The following is a 23,182-nucleotide window of genomic DNA, read 5'->3' as shown; positions in this document are numbered from 1 at the left end:
CTCAGTTCTCCCTGGGATCCCCGTTGGGCGCCTCGGCCGGCGCCGGGACGTCATCACCCAGTATCTCGCCTGTGGCCGTGTTCACCGACGGCGCCCGGCCGGATTCCGCCGTCGTTGCGGCGGTGTTCACCGCCAGTACGACGGCCTCCGCCGTCCGGCGCCCGAATCCGGGCAGCTCGGCCACCTCGTCGATGCTCGCCTGCCGCAACTTCTTCAATGACCCGAAGTGCCGCAGCAGCGTCTTGCGCCGGACCTCCCCCAGCCCCGGTACGTCGTCCAGCACGCTCTCGACCATCGACTTCGACCGCCGGTTGCGGTGGTGGGTGATGGCGAACCGGTGCGCCTCGTCCCGCAGCCGCTGCAGCAGATACAGCCCCTCGGAGGTCCGCGAGAAGATCACCGGGTCTTCCTCGTCGGGGATCCAGACCTCCTCCAGCCGCTTGGCCAGTCCGCAGATCGGGATGTCGCCGAGCCCCAGCTCGTCGAGCGCCTGCCGGGCGGCCGCGACCTGCGGCGGACCACCGTCGACCACGACCAGACCCGGCGTGTAGGCGAACTTCTTCGCCCGGCCGGTCTCCGGATCGACCAGGTACGCCGTCGGGTCCTCGCCCTCGGGAATGTCGGCGCGGTCCTCGATCATCCGCTTGAACCGCCGGGTCAGCACCTCGGCGATCGAGGCGACGTCGTTCTGGCCCTCGACGCCCTTGATGACGAACCGGCGGTACTCGCTCTTGCGCGGCAGGCCGTCCTCGAAGACCACCATCGAGGCGACCACCTCGGTGCCCTGCAGGTTCGAGACGTCGTAGCACTCCATCCGCAGCGGCGCCTCGGCCAGGTCGAGCCCGGCCTGGATCTCCTCCAGCGCCTGGTTGCGGGTGGTCAGATCGCTGGCCCGCTTGGTCTTGTGCATGGTCAGCGTCTGCAGCGCGTTCCGCTCGACGGTCTCCATCAGCGCCTTCTTGTCGCCGCGCTGCGGGACCCGGATCGCGACCCGCGTCCCCCGCGTCTCCTCCAGCCACTGGGTCAGCGCGTCGACGTCGTCCGGGATCGTCGGCACCAGGATCTCGCGCGGGATCGCGTCGCCCGCGTCACCGGCGTACGTCTGCTGGATGAACCGCGAGACGAGGTCGCCGGTGGTCGCCGTACCGTCGGCCTTGTCGGCGATCCAGCCGCGCTCACCGCGGATCCGGCCGCCGCGGACGTAGAAGATCTGGACGGCGACCTCGAGCGGGTCCTCGCTGAGCGCGATCACGTCGGTGTCGGTGCCGTCGCCGAGGACGACCGCGTTCTTGGCCAGAGCCTTGTCGAGGGCGGCCAGGTCGTCGCGGATCTTGGCCGCCCGCTCATACTCCAGCTCGGCCGCCGCGGCCTTCATCTCCTTCTCCAGCCGGCGCACGTACGTCGCGGTCTGGCCGGACAGGAACGCCGCGAAGTCGTCGACGATCTGGCGGTGCTCCTCTTGGGTCACCTGACCGGTGCAGGGCGCCGCGCACTTGCCGATGTACCCGAGCAGACAGGGCCGGCCCATCTGGCGGTGCCGGTTGAACACGCCCTTGCTGCACGAGCGCATCGGGAAGACGCGCAGTAGCAGGTCGACGGTCTCGCGGATCGCCCAGGCGTGGCTGTAGGGGCCGAAGTACCGGATGCCCTTCTTCTTCTGGCCGCGGCCGACCATCACCCGCGGGTAGTCCTCGTCGAGAGTGATCGCGAGCCACGGGTACGACTTGTCGTCGCGGTACTTCACGTTGAAGCGCGGGTCGAACTCCTTGATCCAGGAGTACTCCAGCTGCAGCGACTCGACCTCCGTGCGGACGACGGTCCACTCGACCTTCGCCGCGGTCGTCACCATCGCCTGCGTGCGCGGGTGCAGGTTGACCAGGTCCTGGAAGTACGACGACAGCCGGGCCCGGAGGTTCTTCGCCTTGCCGACGTAGATCACCCGCCCGGCGGAGTCGCTGAAGCGATAGACACCGGGTGAGTCGGGGATCGACCCGGGCGCGGGTCGGTAGGACGATGGATCAGCCACTCGACAACCCTAGTTCGGGCCGCCGACAAAACCGGAATTCTCCCAAGGTCTCCACTGCTAGTTCAATGACAGACTTGAAGGCATGACTGTTGACGAACTCGATCAGTTGATCCGCCGGTACGACGGGGTGCGCGTTCTCGAAGCTCAGGGCGACCTGTTCCATCTCTACGACCCGGCCGCCGACCTCCCGCCCGAGCGGCAGCAACCCTTCGCCACGATCGTCACCGGCGACCACTACGAACGCGTGTCCCGGCTGGACGAGCCTGGTGCCTGGCGACTCAACCTGGGGCTGGCCAAGGCGACGTACACGGAGCTGTTCGGTGTGCCGCCGACCGAGCGCGACGCCGACTGGGTGCTGGTCTCTGACCACGACTACGCCGCCCGCGACACTCTGATGCCACACCCTTTCTACGCCTCCCAGTACTGGGTAGCCATCGTCAATCCCACTACCCTCGACCCGCTGCTCCCCCTGATCGCCGAGGCGTACCAGTTCGCCGCCCGCAAGCACGCCAACCACCAGAGCCGCCTCACGCCCTGACCGCAACCTGTCACCGCCCACACCGCAGTCCACGGCGACGCCATCATCGGCCCATGTTCGTCCCCCTCCTCGCCGGCTGGGCAACCCCGATAGTGTTCGTCACCGCCCTGGCGCTGCCGATCGTCCTCGTCGTACTGAACACGAGGTCGCGCGACCGAGCACGCCGCCGGCGAGATGCCTTCTTCAGCGCGGCGGCGGACCCCGAGGACAGCACGCGACTCGACGAGTTCCTTCAGTCCGGCTTCCCGATCGACACCCGCGACGCCGGCGGCAACACTGCGCTCCACCTGGCGAGCTATGCACAGCAAGAGGAAGTGGTCCGGAGGCTGATCGCTCGGGGTGCCGACCAAACGCTCGTCACCAAGGCTGGCTACACGGCGGACGACCTGAGCAAGATCGCGTCGTACGAACGGATGCTGCCCCGAACGGCACGCAGGCTCACGCCCGAGGGCGCTTGGGCCGACCCCGGTCCGGCGGCTCGGGCAGGTTTCGGCCAGTTGCGCCGTGCGGACGACCGACTGTTCTGGCCTGCGCTCGAGCGGGCATTCGCCGACAACCGGAGCGATCGACGACTGCTCATCGTGCTCATGGTCAAGCTCGGACGCCCGGGTTCGGAGGAGTCCCTGCTCGCGCACCTGCGAACGTCACGTGATCTGCAGTTGGCCGAGGACCTCCTGAACTGCGGTTCCGGGACGCTCGTCGACGGGGTCGAGCGGTGGGCTCGCGCGAACAACTGCACCATTCGTTGGTACGGCGGGAGCGCGCGGCCGATCCGGTGGGGCCGGTTCTGACCTTGCGATTGGTCGACGGTCGTGTTGCGGGTTGGGTCATAAGGCGGAGTTGACCCCAGGCTGGGATGGGCGCTTTACGTAGCGTGTGGACCAGGGTAGATGCGCAGGTCCTTTGCGTGAGGCAACAAGGCCTTGCGTTGACTCGAGGGAGTTTCCGCCCATGTCCCTGAAGTCCATGTCCCTGAAGATCTCCACAGCCCTGAAGAACTCCACAGCCCTGAACTTCGTCAGACCACGCGTCGTGCTTGGTGCACTCGCGGCCTCGGCGCTCGCCGTCACCGGTATCGCCACGGCCAGTACGGCGGCCACGCCGGCGCAGACCGATGTCACGATCCGCGGCGCGGGCAGCCCGACCGCCGTCCCCGGCAGCTACATCGTCGTCCTCGCCGGGCAGCGGTCCCAGGGCGAGACCCGGGTCACCAACCAGAGTCTGTCCAGCACGTACGACGTCAAGGTCCGCGACCAGTACGACTCGTCGATCAAGGGTTTCTCGGCGAGTATGAGCGAGGCGCAGGCGAAGAAGATCGCCGGTGACTCACGGGTCGCGTTCGTGCAGCAGAACCAGAAGTTCACGGTCAACCAGGACGACCCGCCGTGGGGCCTGGACCGGATCGACCAGCGGGCTCTGCCGCTCGACCAGAAGTACACGCCGACCACCGCGGCCGAGAATGTCAGCGTCTACGTGATCGACACCGGAATCTACGCGGCCCACAAGGACTTCGGCGACCGCGCGTCGGTCGGTACCGACACCGTCGGCGACGGGCAGAACGGCGTCGACTGCATGGGTCACGGCAGCCACGTCTCCGGCACGATCGCCGGTACGACGTACGGGGTCGCGAAGAGCGCGAAGATCTTCGGGGTCCGCGTCCTCGACTGCAAGGGTTCCGGGACGACCGAGACCGTGGTCGCCGGGATCGACTGGGTGACCAAGAACGCGAAGAAGCCCGCGGTCGCGAACATGAGCCTCGGCGGCCCGGCCGACGACGCGCTGGACGCGGCGGTGAAGGCGTCGGTCGGTGCCGGCATCACCTATGCCGTTGCTGCCGGCAACGAAAGCGCGGACGCCTGTACGTCGTCGCCGGCGCGCGAAGCGACCGCGATCACCGTCGGCGCGACCGATGACCAAGACCAGAAGGCCTCGTTCTCGAACTGGGGCAAGTGCGTCGACGTCTTCGGTCCCGGCGTGGACGTGCTGTCGGTCGGGATCACCGGTCCGGACTCGACCGCGAAGATGAGTGGTACGTCGATGGCCACGCCGCACGTCGCGGGCGCGGTCGCGCTCTACCTGGCCGATCACCCGGATGCCAAGCCTGCCGATGTGGCGACCGCACTCGTCGGTGCGTCCACGCCGGACAAGGTCGGCGAGCCGGGCACGGGTTCTCCGAACAAGCTGCTGTTCGCCGGCAAGGTCGACCCGGCCCAGCCCTGACCCTGACCCTGACCAATTTCCCTGGCTAGCCACCGATATCGGGGGTTCTGCACTCTGAATACGAGTGTAGAACCCCCGATTTGGCTGCCTAGCCAGCCAAATGGCGGTTAGGCGGTCTGTACGACGTTCGTGCCCTGGACCGCGACGTTCACCGCGGGAAGCGGCGACTGGGCCGGGCCGCTGACCGGAGCGCCGTCGGTGATGCTGAAGTGGCTCTGGTGGAACGGGCAGATGATCTGACCGCCCTCCACCGAACCGACCGGGTTGCCCTGGTGGGTGCAGATCGCGGAGAAGCCCTTGAACTGCCCGGCGGTCGGCTGGGTGACGACGACCTTGGCGTCGGCGAACACCTTGCCGCCGCCGACCGGTACGTCGGAGACCGCGCCGAGCACCTTGCCGGTCGGAGCACCGGAGCTGGCGCCCGTGGTCGGCGCGCTGGTCGGTGCACTGCTCGGGGTGCCCGTCGGTCCGGAGCTGGTGCCACCGGTGGTCGGGGCGGAGCCCGTGCTGCTGTCGCCGCCGCCACAGGCGGCGAGGATCGGGGCGCTGGCACCCACCAGCGCGGCGATGGCCGCGCAGCGGAGCACCGACCTCCGATCGCGCGTCAGCCCGTCCGGCTCGGCGGCTGGTTGCGAGGTGGGTGGTGCCATCGTGTCATCGCTCATGAATCTGGACCTCCAGGAGCTTGCCGGCAGAAAATAGTTGAACGCTCTGACAAACGGGTGGGCGGCCCGAACGGTTCAATCCCTTGCTCGATTGAACCGCCGTTTGAGACTTTTGGGGGTTAACCGGCCGCGCCAGTCACGGTTTGGACGACTCGGGCGGACAGATCCAGTACGGCGCGGCGGGTCTCGTCCTGCACCTCTTCGGCATGCACCGGCCAGGCCTGGGCGAGGTGCGCGTCGTGCGGCAGCACGAGCGGTTCGAGACCGCGCTGCCGGAACGCCTCGACCAGCCAGTCGACAGTGCTCGGCTCAGCCCGCTGGACCATCGTGATCACCACGACTCCGCGGGTCAGGAGCACGTTCTGGCCGTCCGGGGTCAGCTGGTCGAGCTGCTGCAGGCAGTAGTTCGCGACGTGCTCCACGGACGGGACGACCAGCACGATGCAGTGCGCCGATGACGCCATCTCCATGCTGACCTCGTCGTACATGCTGCCCGGGCAGTCGACCACAGCCAGCCCGACGTCACGGGCTCCCTGGCCCTGCGCCTCGGCGAGTGACCTGCGGACCGCGTCCGCGTTGCCCTCGCTCCGGACCAGGCTGACGGGTTCGATCGGGCCGGCGCCGACGGTGAGCTCGAGGCGGCGGGACAGCTCGGCACCACCCGGGTCCGCGTCGATGGCCACGACTCGATCCGACCGCTGGCTCGCGAGCATCATCGCGAGCAGGGCGCTGACAGTCGACGTACCGGCGTTCGTCACCGGGCTGAGGACTCCGACCCGGCGCATGATCGCGATAGGGCGGCGGATGGTGGCGATGTTGTCCACGTCGCGCTGGATCCGGCCGGAGGCACCAACCAGGTACGCCGCTTCGGAGGCGAACCGGCGGAAGCGCCGGAACACCGAGTCGCCCTCGCCTGGCATCGGCGTACCGATCTGGTCCGACTGTGGCGTCGGCGGTGGTCCCCAGCCGGCGTTGGGTAGCGGTGGTGTTGCTTCCTGGTACGGCGTCTGCCCGGGGTGCTGCTGGTGGTACGGCGGGGGCTGCTGCTGGTACTGCGGGTCCACGTAGGGCTGCTGCGGATCCGGGTACTGCTGCGGCGGGTACTGCGGTTGCTGGTACTGGGCTGGCGGATACTGCTCGGCCGGGTACTGAGCCGGCGGGTACGGCTGCTGCGGCGGATATTGGGGCACGGCGTACGGGGGCGGCTCGACTGGCGGCGCCTGTCCGTACTGCGGCGGCTGCTGGTACTGCGGCGGCGGAGGGGGCGGCGGGGGCGGCGGGTAGCCCTGCTGCGGGTACGGCTGCTCCGGGTACTGCTGAGGCGGATAGGGCTGGGGCGGGTACGGCGGCTGCTGGGCAGGCGGATAGGGCTGTTGCTGCTGCGGCGGGTACGGCGGCGGCTGCTGGGCGGGTGGGTACTGCTCGTACCCCGGCTGCGGATAGGGCTGCTGCTGGTACGGCGCCTGCTGGTACTGCGCCTGGTCGTACGGCGGCGGAGCCTGCTGCTGGTACTCCGGTGCAGGCGGCTGCTCGGGAGCAGGGGCAGGCGGAGCTGGCGGCTCCTCCGCTACCGGCTGGTCGGCCGGTGGCGGAGGGTCGGTACGGGACGGCTCTTCGGCCGGTGACTGCTCCGCCGACATCCGGCGCAGCATGTCACTCTGCCAGTCAGATTCAGTCATTCCATCCGGTCGTCAGAATGCGTGCAGCAGGTTGGAGTAGACGCCGAAGACTCCCAGCGCCAGCGGGACCGTCACGATGATCGCGCCAACCTCAAGATAGTCGAGCAGCTGCGTCAGCCGCGCACGGACATGCTCCGCCGGTGCGAAACCGAGACCGAAGGCACAGAACAGCGCGACCAGCACCAGCAGGCCCAGTGCGATGAATGCACCGCCCTGACCGTTCACTGCGGCGATCAGCACGCACCCGGACACGACGGTGAACGCCGCCGCGAACAGTACGGCGACCTCCTGCACCAGCGGGTACAGCCGGGACCGCGAGGCCAGCAGGAACGCCAGGACGAGTGCCAGCGCGACCGCCCACGGACCGCCTGCCTTCAGCAGCATGATGCCGGCCACACCCGACGACACCGCGATCGGAACCGTCGCCAGCGCCAGACCGAGGTGAGCCGCGTTCAGAGCGCTCTGCACGTCACCGCGCATGATCTCCTGACCAGACGCTCGCTTGTCGTCCAGGCTGGCCAGTCCGGACAGCGCCAGCGCCATGCGTGGCAGCAGACCCAGCAGCAGCACCGCCAGCAGCGCAGCGAGCGCACCGACCCGGTCTGCAGCCAGTCCGGTACCAACGCCGACCATCCAGACCACGACGAACAGCACCGACGTCGCACCGGCCACCATGCCACCACCGGCCAGCCCAGCAGCCGAGAAGAACAGCGGACCCAGCGCCAGACACAAGGCGCCGACCGTCACTGTCAGACCGAGATCCGCGCCCGCATCCAGCACCCAGAAGCCGACCGACACCGCTAGGAGCACCGTCGCCACGATGACCAGCGGGATCGCGATCACCTTGTTGCCCGCGCGCCCGAGCGCGATACCGACGAACGCACAAATGGCGCCCAGCACCAGCAGCGCCGCGGCTGCGATCGGGTTCGGCGCCGCGACCAGTAGCGAGATCGCCCCGGCAGTGAGCGAGAACACCAGCCCGGTCCCGGCGAGGATCCGCCGGTGCGCAGGCTTGAACGTCGTACCGCGTCGTTTGAGGTCTTCGACGGCTTCCTCGGTCACGTCGTACACGGTCGGGGGCGGCGGCAACTCGCCCTCGGCCGCGAGGCGCAGGACCGCACCGTCGATGATCTGCGCGGACGCGAGCGTCCCCTCCGGCGGCACCAGGATCCCGGTCGCCGTGGTCAGGAACCGCCGTTGCGGCGACTGCTGCAGCGGCTCGTCGAGCATCCGGAGCAGGTCCGGCAGCAGGACGCCGAGTGGCTCGTCCGCCGGCAGTACCGCATCCAGCCGACGGCGCTGACCGATCACCGTCACCCGGCTGTACGTGCTCATCTTTCGAAGCTCCTTTGCATCACTGCTTACCGGCCAAGGCGTCGGCCGGGATCAGCTTCTTCATCAGCGTGGCGTAGGTCTCCCAGTCGCGCGGCTCACGACCGTCGCCGATCGGGTACCAGATCGCGGGAGTGTGCGCCGGGCCGATCGCCATTGCCCGGGAGATCCCCGGGACCTTCACCATCTCCGCGACGCTGGAGGACCGGACCGCCTCGTTGCCGGCGCCGACCCCGATCGGGCAGGCCATCCCGACGAACCGCGGCAGGTAGGTGCCCGCGGCCGTGCCGTACGAGCCCATCACCATCGCCGAGATCAGCTCGAAGTTGTCGGCGATCTCGTCGATCCACTCCCCGACCAGGTTCACGTTCGGGAAATCCAGCCCCGGCTGGGTGACCGCGAGCGTCACGGTCTCGTCCACGCCGGACATGGTCCGGCGGACCTCCAGGGTGCCGACCGCCGGCTTGAACTCCTTGCCCGGCTGCCCGGCGAGGATCAGCCAGGTCGGCTCCGGCGCGCGGTCGCGGCAGTATTCGGTCAGGGCCTCCGGGCTCCACGGCTGCGTGACGGGCTCAGACGTCGACCAGCCGGCCGGGCCGCTCCCGCTCGCCGCGGTGAACAACCGCTCGGCCATCTTGCCGATCACCAGGCTCTCGACCGCCCGGTGCCGGACCCGCACGGTGAACTGGAGCTGACCGAACGGGTCTTCCTTGACCACGTAGTCCGGGTGCAGGTCCGAGGTCGCCTGACCGTCCTTCGCGGCGGCGCGGGCGATGAACATCTCGCCGTTCCACTTCAGCCGGACACCGTTCAGGCCATCGAAGTACTCGCCGTCGTCGTCGGTGACGACCCACTTGGAGTAGAGGCCCTTGAAGATGCTCGTCCGGACCGGATAGGTCAGCGCGGTGGTCTTGGGGGTGACCAGCTGCAGGTCGCGACCGGCCATCTTCGCCGAGGTCAGCGCGTCGCTCAGCCAGGCCGACATCCCGATCACCGGGCGGTCCTGCATGACGACGGCGACCTTCTCGGTGATCAGGTCGACGCCCGGGCTGAAGATCAGTTCGTTGGGCATCTCAGTCGGTCCCCTCGTTGGCGTCCTCGAGTGTGCGGATCCCCGCCGCCGTCCAGACCTTGCCGCCCAGCCGTTCGATCAGGGTGTGCGCGTACTTCTCCGCGATCTCGCGGGCGCCCTCCTGGGCGGTCGCGCGGATCTCCACCCACCAGGCGGGTGTGTCCACCACGCCGACCGTCGGGCCGAGCATCCGCTCGACCTCGCCGGGCACCTGGATCAGGATCGGCAGCTCGATCGACACCAGCGGCTCGTTGTCCGGGGCGCACAGCTGGACCACGGCGCCGTCGCTGACCGCGATGACGCCGAGGTCGTTCCCCGCGGCGGACAGGCCGGCCAGGATGTCGTCACTCGACGGCCGCCCGTCGACGAGCGCCACCAGGTCGTAGGTCATGTCGTTCCTCCACTGCTCTGAGCCGGGTCGGCCAGCGCCGTCTGGACCAGCTCCGGTCCGTCGCCTCGTCGTACGAACAATCCACGGCCGGGCGGGTAGTCGCCCGGGTAAGCACCGGTGAAGAGCTGGCCCTCGCTGCGGTCGCCGGACAGCACCAGACCGGCTGCTCCGGACTCCATCACCGCGGACAGGAACGGCTCGTAGACCTGCCGGGACGCACCCGCGGCACGCCGGGTCACGATGAAGTGCAGCTTGATGTCCCGGCCGGACGCGATGAACGGCAGGAACGGATCCAGCGGCGACTGGCCGCCCGACGTCAGCAGGTCGTAGTCGTCAGCCAGTACGACGATCCGCGGGCCGCCCTGGCCCTCTTCCGGGATCGCGCCGGTGTCGTCCGGCATCCGCTTGGCCAGCTCCTGCGAGACTCCGGCGGCGAGCCCGGCCGCGACCCGACCAGTCGGCGCGTAGCCGCCGGTGTAGGCCTCCGGGACGAACTCGCGCAGACCGCGTCGTGGGTCCAGTACGGCGAACACCAGCTGGTCGGACGTGTGCTGGTCGATCAACTGCTGAACAACGAGCCGGACGATGTTCGTCTTGCCGGAACCGCTGTCCCCGAACACGACCAGGTTGGTGTCACGCCCGGCGAGGTCCAGATAGACCGGCGCCAGTCCGCGCTCGTCCACACCGATCGGTACGACGGCCGGCTGCCGGATGTCGTCGCCGACCTGGTTGCGCGGCAGCTGCAGCGGCAGGATCCGGACCTGCGGAGCGCGCGGGCCCTGCCAGGTGGACCGCACCGTCAGCGCCTGGGCCTCGAGGATCCCGGCCAGGTTCTCGTCGCGGGCGACGCCGTCGACCCGCGGCAGTGCGAACTGGCCGTAGAGCTTGCCGCCCGGGACCAGCATCCGGCCCGGACCGGCCTTGCGCAGGACCTCCTGCAGCCGCCGGTCGATGTTGGAGTCGGTCGGGTCGTTGAGCCGCAGTTCGAGCATCGTGCCGAACATCGCCTGGTTCTGCATCCGGACGTCGTTCCAGCGCATCATGGACGTCACCACGTGCACGCCGTAGCTGCTGCCCCGCTGCAGGATGTCGGTGATCGGCTCGTCGAGCTCGTCGAACGTGGTCCGGATCGCGCCGAAGTTGTCGATCACCAGTACGACGTCCGCCGCCGGCAGCTCGGGGATCTGGCCGGCCGCGTGCTCCTGGCGCAGCGCCTCCATGGTGTCGATCGCATGATTGCGGAACACCCGCTCCCGCTGGTCGATCATCCCGCGGATCTCCTCGACCGTCCGCCGGATCCGCTCGCGGTCGGTGCGTAGCGCGATCCCACCGACGTGCGGCAGCTCGGACAGCGCCTGCATACCGCCACCGGCCAGGTCGAGTGCGTAGATCGCGACCTCGAGCGGCGTGTGCGTGTGGGCCAGCGAGGTGACGATGGTCCGCAGCGCGGTGGTCTTGCCGGACTGCGGACCGCCCACGATGGCGGCGTGCCCGCCGGCCCGGGTCAGGTCGAGGCGGAAGACCTCCTGGCGCTGGTTGGCCGGGTCGTCGATCACACCGACCGGCGGCTGCATCGGCGGCACGCGGACGGCCAGCTGCAGACCGCGTCCGTCGACGAAGTCGGCCCGGCCGCCCAGTGCATCCAGCGTGCACGCCGTCGGAAGTGGCGGCAGCCAGATCTTCAGCACCTGGTCGGCAGCACGCCGTACCTGGTCGACGAACACGTTCAGTTCGGTCGGACCCGTCGTACGCTCCGTGGCGTTGTCGGCGACCGGCTTGGCTGCCTCGAGCTCGGCGTCGGTCTGCTGGTAGGTCGGGATCGGGATCGGCCGTGCCTCGGCGCCCTCGTCCTCGATGACCACATCGTTCGGCGGACGGTACGCACCAGACACGTAGGCCGCGCGGAACCGCTGATAGACGCTGGTGTCCACCTTCAGGAACCCGAAGCCCGGCAGCGGCGGCAGGTGGAACGCGTCGGTGGTGTCCAGCACGGTCCGGCTCTCCTCCTCGGAGAACGTGCGCAGACCGAGCCGGTACGACAGGTAGGTCTCCAGACCGCGCAGCTTGCCGGATTCGACCCGCTGGCTGGACAACAGCAGGTGGACCCCGATCGAACGGCCGATGCGGCCGATCGAGAGGAACAGGTCGATGAAGTCCGGCCGCTCGTTCAGCAACTCACCGAACTCGTCGATGATCACGAACAGGTGCGGCAGCGGCGCCATCTCCGGCTTCTGCCGGCGGTGCAGCCGGTAGTCGGTGATGTTGGCGATGTTGCCCGCGTCCTTCAGCACCTGCTGGCGACGCTGCACCTCACCTTCGAGGCTCTTGTAGGCGCGCTCGATCAGGCTGGCGTCGTCACGCAGGTTGGTGATGATGCCGGACACGTGCGGGACGCGCTCGAACGGTGCGAACGACGCACCACCCTTGAAGTCGACCAGCACGAACGACAGGTCCTCAGGACTGTGGGTGGCCATCAGCGCCATCACCATGGTCCGCAGTACCTCGGACTTACCCGAGCCGGTCGCACCGACGCAGAGACCGTGCGGACCCATACCGAGCTGCGCGGACTCCTTCAGGTCGACCTGTACGACGGCGCCGCTGTCGTCCACGCCGAGTGGGACCCGCAGGAACGCCCGGTCGGAACGCTGCTGCCACAGCTGCTTGAAGTCCAGCTGACCGATGTCGGAGATGCCGATCAGGCCCATGAAGTCGACGTCGTCGTGCGACCCGTCCTCGTCCAGGGACTCAGCGGACAGTCGCAGCGGAGCCATCTCCCGCGCGATGCTCTCCGCGATCGCGGCCTCCATCCGGTCGACCCGACCGCTGGCCACCATCGGGTACGCCCCACGCAGGTCCTCGATCCGGACCTCATCGCCGTACACGCTGATCCGCATGGTCACCGAGCTCGGCTCCTGCCGGCGGTCCGCGACCAGGTGCAGCACAGTGACCCCGAGCTCACCCGGGACGAGCTGGTCGTCGGCGCCCGGACGGAGCTCGGCCGCGTTCTCGCCGTACGTGTCATGAAGCACGAGCAGACGGCGGGTCAGGCGGCGGCGGTCGTCGAAGTTCACGGAGCCACGGCGCGACTCGGTCGCCCACTGCACCCGCTCGCTCAGGTCACCGGACAGCAACTGCGAGAGCTCGTACGGCGTCTCGGCGATCCGCCGGAACGGCATCGGGCCCTGCTTGCGGTCGGGGTCCTGCACATGCGGCAGCCAGCTCATCCACTGCCAGTCCGGGAGCGCGCGCTGCGGGAACGCGGCAGCGATCGTCACGTCCTCCGGCGCGTGGAAGACCGAGGTCTGCACGAGCAGGGAACGAGCAACCCGTACGACGCCGTCGCGGTCGCCCACGATGCTGACGTTGCCGACGTGGTCCAGCGGGACGGTCAGCGGCATGTCGGGCATCTCGGTGAAGCGCCGTACCAGCGCGTTCGCCTCGGCCATCATGAACGGGTCCGGCGGCTCCATCGCCGAGCCGCCCTGACCGACCGACGCCGGTACGACGGGAACCCGGCCACTGCCGCAGCGCGGCTGCAGGAAGTCGCTGTCGGTACGGCGGCGCTCCCACAGGCGGGTGACATCGGCCACGCAGTCGAGCAGCGCATCCGGCGGCGGGTTCAGCTCGAGGGCCTGGGTGCGCTGCTTGCGCTCCTCCTTGGAGAAGTCGTCGCGCATCCGCTCCAGGTAGTCCAGGTAGCGGGTCCGCTGGTTCTTGCGGTCCTTGCCACCCTTACCGCGCGAGGTCAGCATGCCGCCGATCGAACCGACCAGCGTCAGGCCGAGCAGGCCGACACCGACCATCACCATCGGCCCGGACCGGCCCATCGTCATCATCGCGACGGATCCGACACTGCCCACCATCGGCAGCAGCATCTGCATCGCGTTGCCACCACCGCCGCCACCTCCGCCGAGGCTCGGTGCGGTCTCGATCACACGTTGCTGCTGGACCCCGGGTGGAGGTGTACGCCGCGCCGGGCGGTGCACGATCCGGCTTGCCACTAAGGTATTCCTCCGCTGGGCGTGCCGCGCAGTGTGCGCGGGGGGACTTCTTACTTCTTACCGACGGACGTGCGAGACACTGTAGTGGTGGGTGAGGTCAACCGATGACAGGGACAGACGATTCCGCGGTCGTGGATGTGATCGCGGAGCTCGCGCCGATCTGGCTGCCGGGCTGCGTCGTGGACTCCGCCGAACGCACCGTCGAGGTCGGCTGGGGCCGTGGTGCACTACAGATGTCTGCCGTCGTGAGCGTCGGCGAGATCGTCGATCGTTGCCTACAGCTACCACAGGCACGCTGGGCCGAGCAGATCGAGGCCTGGCTGCGCGCCGTCGTCGCGGAGGGTGAGCTCGCCACCGACGAACACCGGTACGGCGATGTTGCCGAGCGCCAGCGTGCTTTGCTCGTCCAGCGCGGCTGGTCGGCCCGGACCGCAGGACCGGTCGCGGATGCGTTGATTCCGTTCGGTGACCACTTCGAGGTCGTCGTGTTCATCAAGACCGGCACCGAGCTGCGGCGGCTCACCGTCGTCCGGCGATCCATGCTCGGGCTGGGAGATCCCGACGTACCGTCGCCGGTGCAGTTGAGCCTGCAGGAGATCGCGGACCTCGTACCCGCAGAACAAAATGGGATCTCGGTACTGCGGCGGGACGGCGATCCGCTGGTGTCGATGGCGGTCGTGGACCGGGAGAACCTGTTGCCTCAGGCATCGATCGGCGCCGGCGTGCTGATCGGCGTACCGCGGTTGAGCACAGTGGCGTACTGCCCGGCCGACGCAGGTCAGGCGCGCGCCGACGCGTTGGCCGCCTGGGTGGCGGACAGCTACCGCGGCGCGCCCGACCAGTGCTCGCCGGACGTGTTCTGGCTGCAGGGCGACCTCATGGTGCAGGTCCCGGTGACGCTGGCCACTCCCCCAGCCGCCGTACTGCCGGCTGCGCTCAAGCCGCAGCCGCGGCGGACGTGGTTCCGCCACCTGTTCGGGCGGTAGCTACTTCGTCGGTGAGGGATTGACCGGCCCGCTCGGGGTCTGCTGCTGCTGGTTTTCCTTGGCCTGCGCGGATTTGAAGTACGCCACACCCGCACAGCCCGCGCACGCCAGCGCCGCGATCATCACGCTGGCGAGGATTCTGCCGGTCTGCTCGTTCAGCGTGTTCTTGGCCCGCTCGGCCCCGAACAACCAAGCCTCGCGCAACCGCCGCCGCCGTACCGCGACGGACTCGATGACCTGAGTTCCATAGGTACCCGACACTCAGCTCTCCTGATCCAGCGCGTCCAGCGAAGCCGCATCAATCGGCAACGGCTCCAGAGCAGCGCGATCGGCGACCGTCCGCACCTGGATGGAGATGAAGCCTAGGTCCAGCTCGCCGGGAGCGCGCTTGAACGCGCCACCGCGAGCGAACATCTCGAGGATCGGCTCGTACGGATCCTCTAGTTGCGGGAAACGCTGCCGAGGCAGATCACCGAGTGCTGCCCAGCGCACGATCGCCGCGCCCAGAGCCGGCGGCACCGGACGCGGGTCGGTGGACATGTCGTCCGGTGCGAGCCGGTTGAGCAGCTCCGGGTCGACTGTGAGCGCAGGGTCCAAGGCGCCGGCCAGATCGCTGACCGGCCAGCCCTGCTCGGCACCGAGGGTCGCCGCCCACTCCGCCGTACGCCGAAGGAACTCCCGGGCCAACCTGGCCCGCGACTGCCGGCGCGCGAACGCCAGGTCGCCGTCCCACTTCACGGCGAGCAGCCGTTCGACCATCGCCTCCGCGGCGGCCGTGTCGGTCACCATCCCATTTGCTCCTTCGCAGCCTGCACGATCGCATCCAGATCGGCCTTCGACATGGTCCCAGACTTGAACGGCCGCGGAATCGGCGAGGTCAGACCGTACTGGTCCCAGCTGTTCAGCAGATCGATCTCCCCGCCTTCACCGGCCGACGGCGCCAGCTCGTGCGGCCCCGGCCGGGTCCCGCCCTGGTACACCCCGTCCGCGTCCCACATCTTCGGATCGGCCAGCTTGTACGGCTGTCCCAGTTCGAGCAACTTCGCTTCCACGTACTCGTGGGCGACGATCGACCGCAGGTAGCTGCGCTCGAAGCGGTCCAGCGGCCGCCCGTCCATCGCCTTCTTCCACATCTCGCCGACACCGTCGAGCGGGGAGAAGTTGCCGCGCCGGATGTCACCCGGCCCGACCGCGACGTCGTGCTTGTTCACGAACATGTTCCGCTTCGCGACATCGACGACTTCCTCGATCTCCGCGAGCTTCGCGTCGTCGAAGTCGTGCAGGTCGAGCTCGTCCGCGACCTTCGGCACGTCGTCGGTCGCCTCCCGGATCCGCCGGTACAGCGGCTCCAGGTGCGGGTCCTCGTTCGAGACGAACTCGTTCACCTTCGGCGACCGCACGGGATACGCCGAGTTCGCCCCTGTGCCCGGCCCCACCACAGTGTCCGGCGCCGCCTCAGGCACATGCTCCCCATGCGGCGGCTGTCCCCCGTACGACGGCTGGTCGCCGTGGTGCGGTTGACCGCCGTACGACGGCTGGTCGCCGTGCGGTGGTTGTCCGCCGTACGACGGTTGGTTGTGTGGCTGGCCGCCGTACGAGGGGTTGTCGGGGGTGTTGCGTGCCTGCGGACCGTAGCCAGGCTGCGGCTGCCGCGGGTCGTACCCGCGCTGCGGGTTGCGTGGGTCGTAGCCAGGCTGCTGCGGGTTATGCGGCTGCCCGGGCTGGTTGTACGGGTCCGGCTGGCGCGGGTCATACCCCGGCTGCGGCTGCCGCGGATCGTGCGGCTGTCGCGGGTCATAACCGGGCTGCGGGTTGCGCGGGTCATAGCCCGGCTCCCCCGGCCGTTGCCCCGGGTGCTGCGGGAACTGCTCCGGCCCACGCGGCCCAAAGCCAGGCTCACCCGGACGTCCCGGCTGGTTGTACGGATCCGGCTGGCGCGGGTCGTGCGGCTGCCCAGGCTGGTTGTACGGATCCTGCCGCCGCGGGTCATAGCCGGGCTGCGGGTTCCGGGGATCGTGCGGCTGCCGCGGATCGTAGCCAGGCTGCTGCGGGTTATGCGGTTGGTTGTGCGGCTGCCCAGGCTGGCTGTACGGATCCTGTCTGCGCGGGTCATAACCCGGCTGCCGCGGGTCATGCGGCTGCCCAGGCTGGTTGTACGGGTCCTGCCGCCGCGGGTCATAGCCAGGCTGCGGGTTCCGCGGATCGTAGCCAGGCTGCTGCGGGTTATGCGGCTGACCCGGCTGGTTGTACGGATCCTGTCTGCGCGGGTCATAACCCGGCTGCGGCTGCTGCGGGTTGTGCGGCTGACCGGGCTGGTTGTACGGGTCCGGCTGCCGCGGGTCATAGCCAGGCTGCTGCGGGTTGTGGGGTTGCTGCGGGAACTCCTGGGACCGGTTCGGGCCCCAGGCCGGCTCACCCGTGGGGCCGTACTGGCCTTCGGGGTGCTGGTCCGGGTGGTGTCCGGTCGGACCGAACTGGTTGCCTGGGTGCTGCGGACCGTAGCCCGGCGGCGGACCGTAGTCGGGAGCCGGGTGCTGCGGCTGACCGCCAGGGCCGTACGGCTGCTGCTCCGGACGGTAGGCCGGCTGCTGACCTCCCGGACCGAACTGGTTGTCCGGGTGCGCCGACGGACCGGAGTTATGGACCGGGTATCCCGGCGGCGGGCCGTAGTCGGGACGGAATGGCTCCTGCGGCAGACCAGCGTTCGCCGGGGTCTGCCGGTGGGTTGCTGGGTCTGACCAGTACGAGTTCGTCTGCGGCCGGTCGACCACGATCGGCTCCGGCGTATGGCCCGGCGGCAGCTCGACCGGACCACCGTGGTCACGGACGTGCACATGCCAGACGCCGGTCTCCGGGTCCAGCTCGAGCTTGGTCGGGTAGAACGGCGTGTGCGGTCCGTGCATGACCTCGTCGATACCGATCGCGGGATCACGCATGAACGACAAGTCCTTGCCGTGCCGCGCGTCGATGTGCAGTACGACGCGACCGGCGTCGTACTGGCCACCGCTGAAGTCGTCCGCACCGTTCTGCTTCTTGGCGGAGTGCGTGAACGCGGGCTCCGTCGCCGTACGGCCCGGCTGGTACCGGTTGAGGAACTTCTCCAGGTCGTCCGCCGAACGGAAGCTGATACCGCGGTGGATCTCACCGTGGAAGTCGGGCAGCTTCTTCAACGTCGACGCGGCGACGCGAACCACCGGCTTCCGCTCCACCGACGTGTCGCCGGCGCGGTAGGCGTCGTTCACATCCTGGTGGTCGTGACCGATCAGCATCCGCTCGAGCGACGTGATCTCGGTGGGCGACAGCTCGTCGAACTGGTCGCCCATCTGCTCACGACCCCGCTGCCGGATCTCCGCCAGCTTGCCCGGGTGGATGTCGCCTTCAGCACGCAACGCGGCAACATCCGCGTCCGACGCCCGGAACCCATCCTCACCCAGCTCGGACCCCCGGAACGGACCATCATCCGCCGTCGGATGCGCCCCAGCCTGATCCCGCCCCTGAGGAGCGTGCGTATCCGGCGCGTGTGTATCCGGCGTATGCCCGCTAGGCGCGTGAGCCTCCGGCACATGCGTGCCGGGCGTATGTCCTGCAGGCACGTGTCCATCCGGCACGTGAGTGTCCGGCGTACGTCCGTCAGGCGTGTGCGTGTCCGGAGCGTGCGTGTCAGGCGCGTGGCCATCGGGCGTACGTCCGCTCGGGGTGTGAGCCCCCGGCGCATGTCCGTCCGGCACATGCGTCTCCGGAGCGTGCGTGTCGGCCGTGTGCTCGTCAGGCGTACGTCCGTCCGGCGCGTGGCCGTCCGGCGCGTGGCCGTCTGGGGTGTGCGTGTCTGGGGTGTGAGGTGCGTCGGTGGCGTGGCGGCCGGGCGACGGACGGTCTAGGCCGTCGAGGCGGTCGGCGATCGACGGCTGGTCGGTGTTGTGGGCAGGCGTCGACTGGGTGTTCGGTGCGTCGGCGTCCGGCGTGCGTCCGTCGGGCGCATGCGTGTCCGGCGCGTGTCCTTCGGGCGCATGAGTGTCCGGCGTACCGGCTTCTGGCGTCCGGCTCTCCGGCGTGTGGCCGGTCGGCGTGTCCACGTCTGGGGTGTGGGGTGCGTCGGCGGCGTGGCGGCCGGTCGATGGGCGGTCGAGACCGTCCAGACGATCGGCGATGGACGGTTGGCCGGTGTTCGGTGTGTCGCCGCCGGATCCGAACCTGCCTGGCGCGTGGGCGCCGGCCGGCGAGAGGTGGAGGTCCGGGGTGTTGACGCCGGCGAGGTCCGGGACCTCGTTGCCACGGAACGTCGACGGGCGCAGGTACGACATCTGCGACGCGGGCGGCATGTTCGACGGGCGGGGCGGACCCTCCCAGCGACCACCCGGCTCGCGGATCGCGAACTGGATCGACGTGATGTCACCGGCGTACGGGTTCGCCGGGTGCGGGCCGGTGTGCCCGGGCGGGAAGGCGTCCTTGATCATCCCGCCGGTCGGCTGCGCGTCGAGGAACTTGACGTTGCCCGCCTCGTCCACGAACGCGTTCAGCACGTGCCCACCACCGGGGATCCCGGGCATGTGCGATTTCCAGGTCACGAACACGTTCGCGTGCGTGCCCGGCGTCCGGCCGGACAGCGCGTCGTGCAGGCGCTTGTAGGCAGCGTTGGTGAACTCCTCCGCCGGACGCGACGGATCGGCCCGCATCTGGTTCTCGGGCGGGAAGTTCTCCAGGTCCATCCACTCGAGCGTGCCCTCGGGGTCCTCGCCGTTGGCCATCTTCCGGCCGGCCGCGAGGTCCGGCGTACCACCGTTGAGGATGTCCGCGGCCCGGCGCGAAACCTCCGCGCAGTTCATCTGGTACTGCGGGCTGCGCTGGTGGTCCGGGTTGATCTTGTCGACCCAGTTCTCGGGGTTGCGGTGTGGCGGGTCGCCGACCGAGTCGCGCAGGTCGCCACGACGGGGGTCCCGCGGGTCCGTGTGCACGAACTTGTCGGAATCGATCAGTGGCCGGGGCTTGCCCGGTTCCGGGCGCAGGTAGTCCGGCTTCATCGCGTCGAGCTCGCGCTGACGGTTCAGCGGGTTGTCCCAGTGCGGATCGTTCCCGCCGTCGGGGTGCTGCGGGTCGCGCCGTACCGCGGCCGGGTCGTGTGCCGGATCGCGGCGGTCCCACAGCGTCGGTGTCTGCTGCGGGTTGTTCGGGTCGTGGTCGAACGGCTTGTTCTTCGGGTCGTTCGGGTCGAGGTGCGGCTCCGGCTCCGGGTTGTCCCGGTCGTGCCACGGTGGCCGGTTCCCGTCCGGATCGGGCCGGCCGGCGGTCTCGCCGGTCCGCGACGGATCGCGATAGTCCGGCGCCTCCCGGCCCTCGTGCCGCCGGTCTCCCGTCGGGTACAACGGGTCCTCGCCCCGAGGCCGCACCGGCTGCCCGTCCGGCGTCCGCGCACCATCAGGAGTCCGAGTGCTGTCGGGCGTACGCGTCCCATCAGGCGTGCGAGTGCCGTCCGGTGTGCGAGTGCCATCCGGTGTGCGAGTGCCATCCGGCGTCCGCGTCCCATCGGGCGTGCGGGTGCCGTCCGGGGTGTGAGTGCCGTCCGGCGTATGCGTGCTGTCGGGCGTATGCGGGGTGCGGGAGCCGACTGGTTCGACGCCGTCGAGGCGTTCGGCGATCGTCGGTTCCTTGCCGTCCAAGCGGTCGGCGATGGACTGGCGCGGGGTCGGACGGACGGGGCCGTCGGGCTCCAGGCGCTGCCCGATCGTGGGCTCCTTGCCGTCGAGCCGCTCACCGATCGTCTGCTTCGGTGCGTTCGGCTCATCCGGCGTACGGCGGGGAGCGTTCGGGTCGCCGTCTGCGTGACGTGGCGCGTCCGGCTGGTCGTAGTCACCACGTGTGCGCGGGGCGTCCGCATCCGGCGTACGGCCCGGCGTGCGCGGAGTGTCGGGAGTGCGCGGCGCATCCGGCGTACGGGGTGCGTCCGGAGTACGCGAGCCACCCGGCGTCCGGGGCGCGTCCGGCGAGTGCGGTGTACCCGTGCCCGCATGACCGGGCATGCCGGCCTGCACTGGCGGTGGTGTGACGACAGGGTCGCCAGCACGCGCCGCCGGGGCGTCCGGTGTGTGGGTCGCCGCCGGGGCGTCTGGCGTGTGAGTCTGCGTCGGCGCATCCGGGGTGTGCGTCGGGCTGGGTGTGCCGGTCCCGGGCGTGTGCGTGCCTGCGGGGGTGTGCGGCACGTCCGGCGTCGTCGGCGTGTGCGTACCCGCGGGTGTGTGCACGTCGGGCGTGTGGATGCTCGGCGTATGCGTCGAGCTCGGCGTGTGGCCCGGCGTGGTGTCGAGCGAGTCCAGCTTCGGCGTCGTCTGCCCCGCAGGAGTGTGTGTCGCCGCCGGAGTGTGCGTTCCAGGCGTGTTCACAGAGCCCGGAGTGTTCGTCGACCCAGGCGTGTTCGTGGAAGCCGGTGTGTGGGTCGGGGTCGGCGTGTTCGTGGACCCAGGCGTGTTCGTCGAGCCCGGCGTGTGAGTCGGGGTCGGCGTGTTCGTGGAGCCCGGGGTGCTGGTCGGGCTGCTCGGCTGGGTTGTAGGTGTCTGAGGCGCGCCCGGATCGGCGTGTGAACCCGGGGTCGACGTCATCGGATCCGCGTGAGCGGCCGGCGTCGATGGGACCGGGTCCGTGTGGGGAGCAGGTGCCGACGGGTCGGCGTGCGTGGGAACAGTGTCCGGGTGCGCTGCCGGGGCCGACGGGTCGGCGTGAGCGGCCGGAGCATCGACGCTCGGCGTATGCGCCGACGGCGTATCCACGTGCGGCGTATCCACCGACGGCGTGTGCACCGATGGTGTGTCCAGGTGCGGTGTATCGACGTGCGGCGTGTCCACCGACGGTGTGTGGGTGCCGGCCGGGGTGTGGCCTGGGGTGTCGCCCACGTGCGGCGTGTCGACCGACGGTACGTCGACCTTCGGCACGCCCTGCATCTTGAACGTCTCACCGACGATCGGGATCTTCGAGAGCCCGCTGACGACGTCGCCGACCTTCGGGATCTTCGTCGCCAGGCCGAGTGCCCCGTCGTGCATCGCGATCCGGGCAGCCTGCAGCTTCTCGGCGATACCGGCGACCTTTGACACCGCCAGACTCGCGGCGCCGAACTTGCCTGCCATCGCGGCCGTCTTCAGCGCGCCCGCGCTACCACCACTCGCCACGGTCGCGACCACATTGGTGAGCGCCATACCGAACGCTTTGGCCGGGTTCTTCGACCACTCGTCCCAGGCGACGAAGCCCTTGAGCATGCCTTCACCCATGGTGAGGCCGGTCTCGCCCCACTCCTTGACCCACTCGGGCCGGGTGTCCTGGCCGGTGAGCTTGTCGAAGCCCCACCACGCGAGCTGATAGGGCGCTGAGGCTATCTGCCCAACCATGGTGCCGAGGCCCACCCAGGCCTTCCCCGCATCGTCCCAGGTCGGCATGTCCCAGTGCAGGGTGTTCTTCGCCCAGTCCTTGAGGGGGCCGATCATGCTCAGCAGCGGCAGCACCGGGATCAGTGTCAGGATGCCCTGGACGGTCTCGCCGACCACCGTCGCGACACCGACCACGAAGTCGATCGGTGCCATCACGATGTCCTGCCAGAGCGGCCGGTCCCGCTCCTCCGGCGTACCCCAGGCCGGCGGCGGCGGGTCGCCGTCGTCCTTCTTCTCCTCGACCTTCTCGCCTTCCTTGGCGCCGGTCTTGGGGTCCCACGGCTTGCCGCCGTGCAGCTTGACGATCTCGTTGGCGGTGTTGAAGCAGAGCTCCGGCAACTCCTTGGTCATGACCCGGGTGACGTCTTCAACCATCCGGTTGTTGTCGTCGATCATGTCCTGGTCGTTCTGCCACTCCGGGTTGCCGTTCTTGCGGCGATGCCATTCGTAGGCCTCGTCGCGGATGCCCTTGAGGAAGCCGAGCTTGCCGCGGACCTCGCCGGCCAGATGCTCCAGGTGCACCGACATCTTCGGCAGGCTGGGGCCGAACTCGGTGAGGTTCTTCTGTACCCGCCACGTCGAGTTGATCAGCACCTCGCGCTCGGGCGCCTGGTAGTGGTCGCCGAGGTGGTGGAAGGTGTTGTGGACGTTGTTGCCGATGTCGGTGAACCCCTGGCCGAGGCCGCCGAGCCCGGGCACGTTGTGGTCGAGGGCAGAGACCACTTTGTCCAGCTCCGCGATCGGGATGCCTTCGGGTTGGATCATGTCAGCTCAGTCCTCGGTCACACGTGGGGTCGACGAACAACTTCGGGTACGACGTTCGGTTACGGGTACGGCGTTCCACTCCGGGTACGGCGATCTCA

The 23,182-nt window shown here is 69.3% G+C and carries 14 protein-coding genes; 4 read left to right on the top strand and 10 right to left on the bottom strand.

Annotated features, from left to right (window positions below):
* Window position 1 precedes the first annotated feature (1 nt).
* Window positions 2–2,026 carry an excinuclease ABC subunit UvrC gene (uvrC, locus tag ACFVWG_RS18170; protein ID WP_391544455.1) on the bottom strand — a complete coding sequence of 675 codons (2,025 nt, stop codon included), beginning with the start codon at window positions 2,024–2,026 and terminating at the stop codon, window positions 2–4.
* Between the two features lie 82 nt (window positions 2,027–2,108).
* Between uvrC and ACFVWG_RS18165 the strand changes: the two genes are divergently transcribed.
* The 3 genes from ACFVWG_RS18165 to ACFVWG_RS18155 all read left to right on the top strand — a co-directional run bounded on the left by ACFVWG_RS18165 (window position 2,109) and on the right by ACFVWG_RS18155 (window position 4,784).
* Entirely contained in the window at window positions 2,109–2,564 is a 456-nt protein-coding gene (locus ACFVWG_RS18165) for a DUF6194 family protein (RefSeq protein ID WP_391544454.1), read from the top strand.
* Window positions 2,565–2,617: 53 nt separating this feature from the next.
* Window positions 2,618–3,355: an ankyrin repeat domain-containing protein gene (locus tag ACFVWG_RS18160; protein WP_391544453.1), complete on the top strand. Its 738-nt coding sequence runs from the start codon at window positions 2,618–2,620 to the stop codon at window positions 3,353–3,355.
* Window positions 3,356–3,515: 160 nt separating this feature from the next.
* Window positions 3,516–4,784, top strand: coding sequence for a S8 family peptidase (locus tag ACFVWG_RS18155; protein ID WP_391544452.1), 1,269 nt, complete (start codon window positions 3,516–3,518; stop codon window positions 4,782–4,784).
* 107 nt (window positions 4,785–4,891) lie between these two features.
* Here the strand turns inward: ACFVWG_RS18155 and ACFVWG_RS18150 are convergent, their stop codons facing one another.
* The 6 genes from ACFVWG_RS18150 to eccCa form a co-directional block, all read right to left on the bottom strand.
* Complete coding sequence (locus ACFVWG_RS18150; protein ID WP_391544451.1) at window positions 4,892–5,449, bottom strand: Rieske (2Fe-2S) protein; 558 nt, start codon at window positions 5,447–5,449, stop codon at window positions 4,892–4,894.
* Window positions 5,450–5,568: 119 nt separating this feature from the next.
* Complete coding sequence (locus ACFVWG_RS18145; protein WP_391544450.1) at window positions 5,569–7,128, bottom strand: hypothetical protein; 1,560 nt, start codon at window positions 7,126–7,128, stop codon at window positions 5,569–5,571.
* A gap of 12 nt (window positions 7,129–7,140) precedes the next feature.
* On the bottom strand, window positions 7,141–8,463 hold the full coding sequence (locus ACFVWG_RS18140; RefSeq protein WP_391544449.1) for an EsaB/YukD family protein: 1,323 nt from the start codon (window positions 8,461–8,463) through the stop codon (window positions 7,141–7,143).
* Window positions 8,464–8,482: 19 nt separating this feature from the next.
* Window positions 8,483–9,532, bottom strand: a complete 1,050-nt coding sequence (locus ACFVWG_RS18135) for a DUF6177 family protein (RefSeq protein ID WP_391544448.1) — start codon at window positions 9,530–9,532, stop codon at window positions 8,483–8,485.
* Between the two features lies 1 nt (window position 9,533).
* Entirely contained in the window at window positions 9,534–9,923 is a 390-nt protein-coding gene (locus ACFVWG_RS18130; protein WP_391544447.1) for a hypothetical protein, read from the bottom strand.
* On the bottom strand, window positions 9,920–13,858 hold the full coding sequence (eccCa, locus tag ACFVWG_RS18125) for a type VII secretion protein EccCa (RefSeq protein ID WP_391544446.1): 3,939 nt from the start codon (window positions 13,856–13,858) through the stop codon (window positions 9,920–9,922). Before eccCa ends, ACFVWG_RS18130 begins: the two co-directional genes overlap by 4 nt.
* 170 nt (window positions 13,859–14,028) lie before the next feature.
* Here eccCa and ACFVWG_RS18120 point away from each other — a divergent pair, with 170 nt between their 5' ends.
* Window positions 14,029–14,910: a hypothetical protein gene (locus tag ACFVWG_RS18120; protein WP_391544445.1), complete on the top strand. Its 882-nt coding sequence runs from the start codon at window positions 14,029–14,031 to the stop codon at window positions 14,908–14,910.
* Here the strand turns inward: ACFVWG_RS18120 and ACFVWG_RS18115 are convergent, their stop codons facing one another.
* The 3 genes from ACFVWG_RS18115 to ACFVWG_RS18105 are packed head-to-tail and all read right to left on the bottom strand — an operon-like array spanning window position 14,911 to window position 23,084.
* A complete protein-coding gene (locus ACFVWG_RS18115) occupies window positions 14,911–15,171 on the bottom strand; it encodes a hypothetical protein (protein ID WP_391544444.1) in 261 nt (86 codons plus the stop codon).
* Complete coding sequence (locus ACFVWG_RS18110; protein WP_391544443.1) at window positions 15,172–15,699, bottom strand: hypothetical protein; 528 nt, start codon at window positions 15,697–15,699, stop codon at window positions 15,172–15,174.
* Complete coding sequence (locus tag ACFVWG_RS18105) at window positions 15,693–23,084, bottom strand: toxin glutamine deamidase domain-containing protein (protein WP_391544442.1); 7,392 nt, start codon at window positions 23,082–23,084, stop codon at window positions 15,693–15,695. The genes ACFVWG_RS18110 and ACFVWG_RS18105 overlap by 7 nt, the downstream gene beginning before the upstream one ends.
* Between the last annotated feature and the right edge of the window lie 98 nt (window positions 23,085–23,182).

The organism is Kribbella sp. NPDC058245 (genome assembly GCF_042882005.1).
Classification (GTDB): domain Bacteria; phylum Actinomycetota; class Actinomycetes; order Propionibacteriales; family Kribbellaceae; genus Kribbella.
This window is presented reverse-complemented; position numbering and strand designations above follow the sequence as displayed.

What these genes read in the sequence shown, in the direction of transcription:
- ACFVWG_RS18110 (WP_391544443.1), bottom strand. Translation starts at nt 15,699, where the DNA reads ATGGTGACCGACACGGCCGCCGCGGAGGCGATGGTCGAACGGCTGCTC.
- ACFVWG_RS18140 (WP_391544449.1), bottom strand. Translation starts at nt 8,463, where the DNA reads ATGAGCACGTACAGCCGGGTGACGGTGATCGGTCAGCGCCGTCGGCTG.
- ACFVWG_RS18120 (WP_391544445.1), top strand. Translation starts at nt 14,029, where the DNA reads ATGACAGGGACAGACGATTCCGCGGTCGTGGATGTGATCGCGGAGCTC.
- ACFVWG_RS18145 (WP_391544450.1), bottom strand. Translation starts at nt 7,128, where the DNA reads ATGACTGAATCTGACTGGCAGAGTGACATGCTGCGCCGGATGTCGGCG.
- ACFVWG_RS18150 (WP_391544451.1), bottom strand. Translation starts at nt 5,449, where the DNA reads ATGAGCGATGACACGATGGCACCACCCACCTCGCAACCAGCCGCCGAG.
- ACFVWG_RS18165 (WP_391544454.1), top strand. Translation starts at nt 2,109, where the DNA reads ATGACTGTTGACGAACTCGATCAGTTGATCCGCCGGTACGACGGGGTG.
- ACFVWG_RS18160 (WP_391544453.1), top strand. Translation starts at nt 2,618, where the DNA reads ATGTTCGTCCCCCTCCTCGCCGGCTGGGCAACCCCGATAGTGTTCGTC.
- ACFVWG_RS18155 (WP_391544452.1), top strand. Translation starts at nt 3,516, where the DNA reads ATGTCCCTGAAGTCCATGTCCCTGAAGATCTCCACAGCCCTGAAGAAC.
- ACFVWG_RS18135 (WP_391544448.1), bottom strand. Translation starts at nt 9,532, where the DNA reads ATGCCCAACGAACTGATCTTCAGCCCGGGCGTCGACCTGATCACCGAG.
- ACFVWG_RS18130 (WP_391544447.1), bottom strand. Translation starts at nt 9,923, where the DNA reads ATGACCTACGACCTGGTGGCGCTCGTCGACGGGCGGCCGTCGAGTGAC.
- ACFVWG_RS18105 (WP_391544442.1), bottom strand. Translation starts at nt 23,084, where the DNA reads ATGATCCAACCCGAAGGCATCCCGATCGCGGAGCTGGACAAAGTGGTC.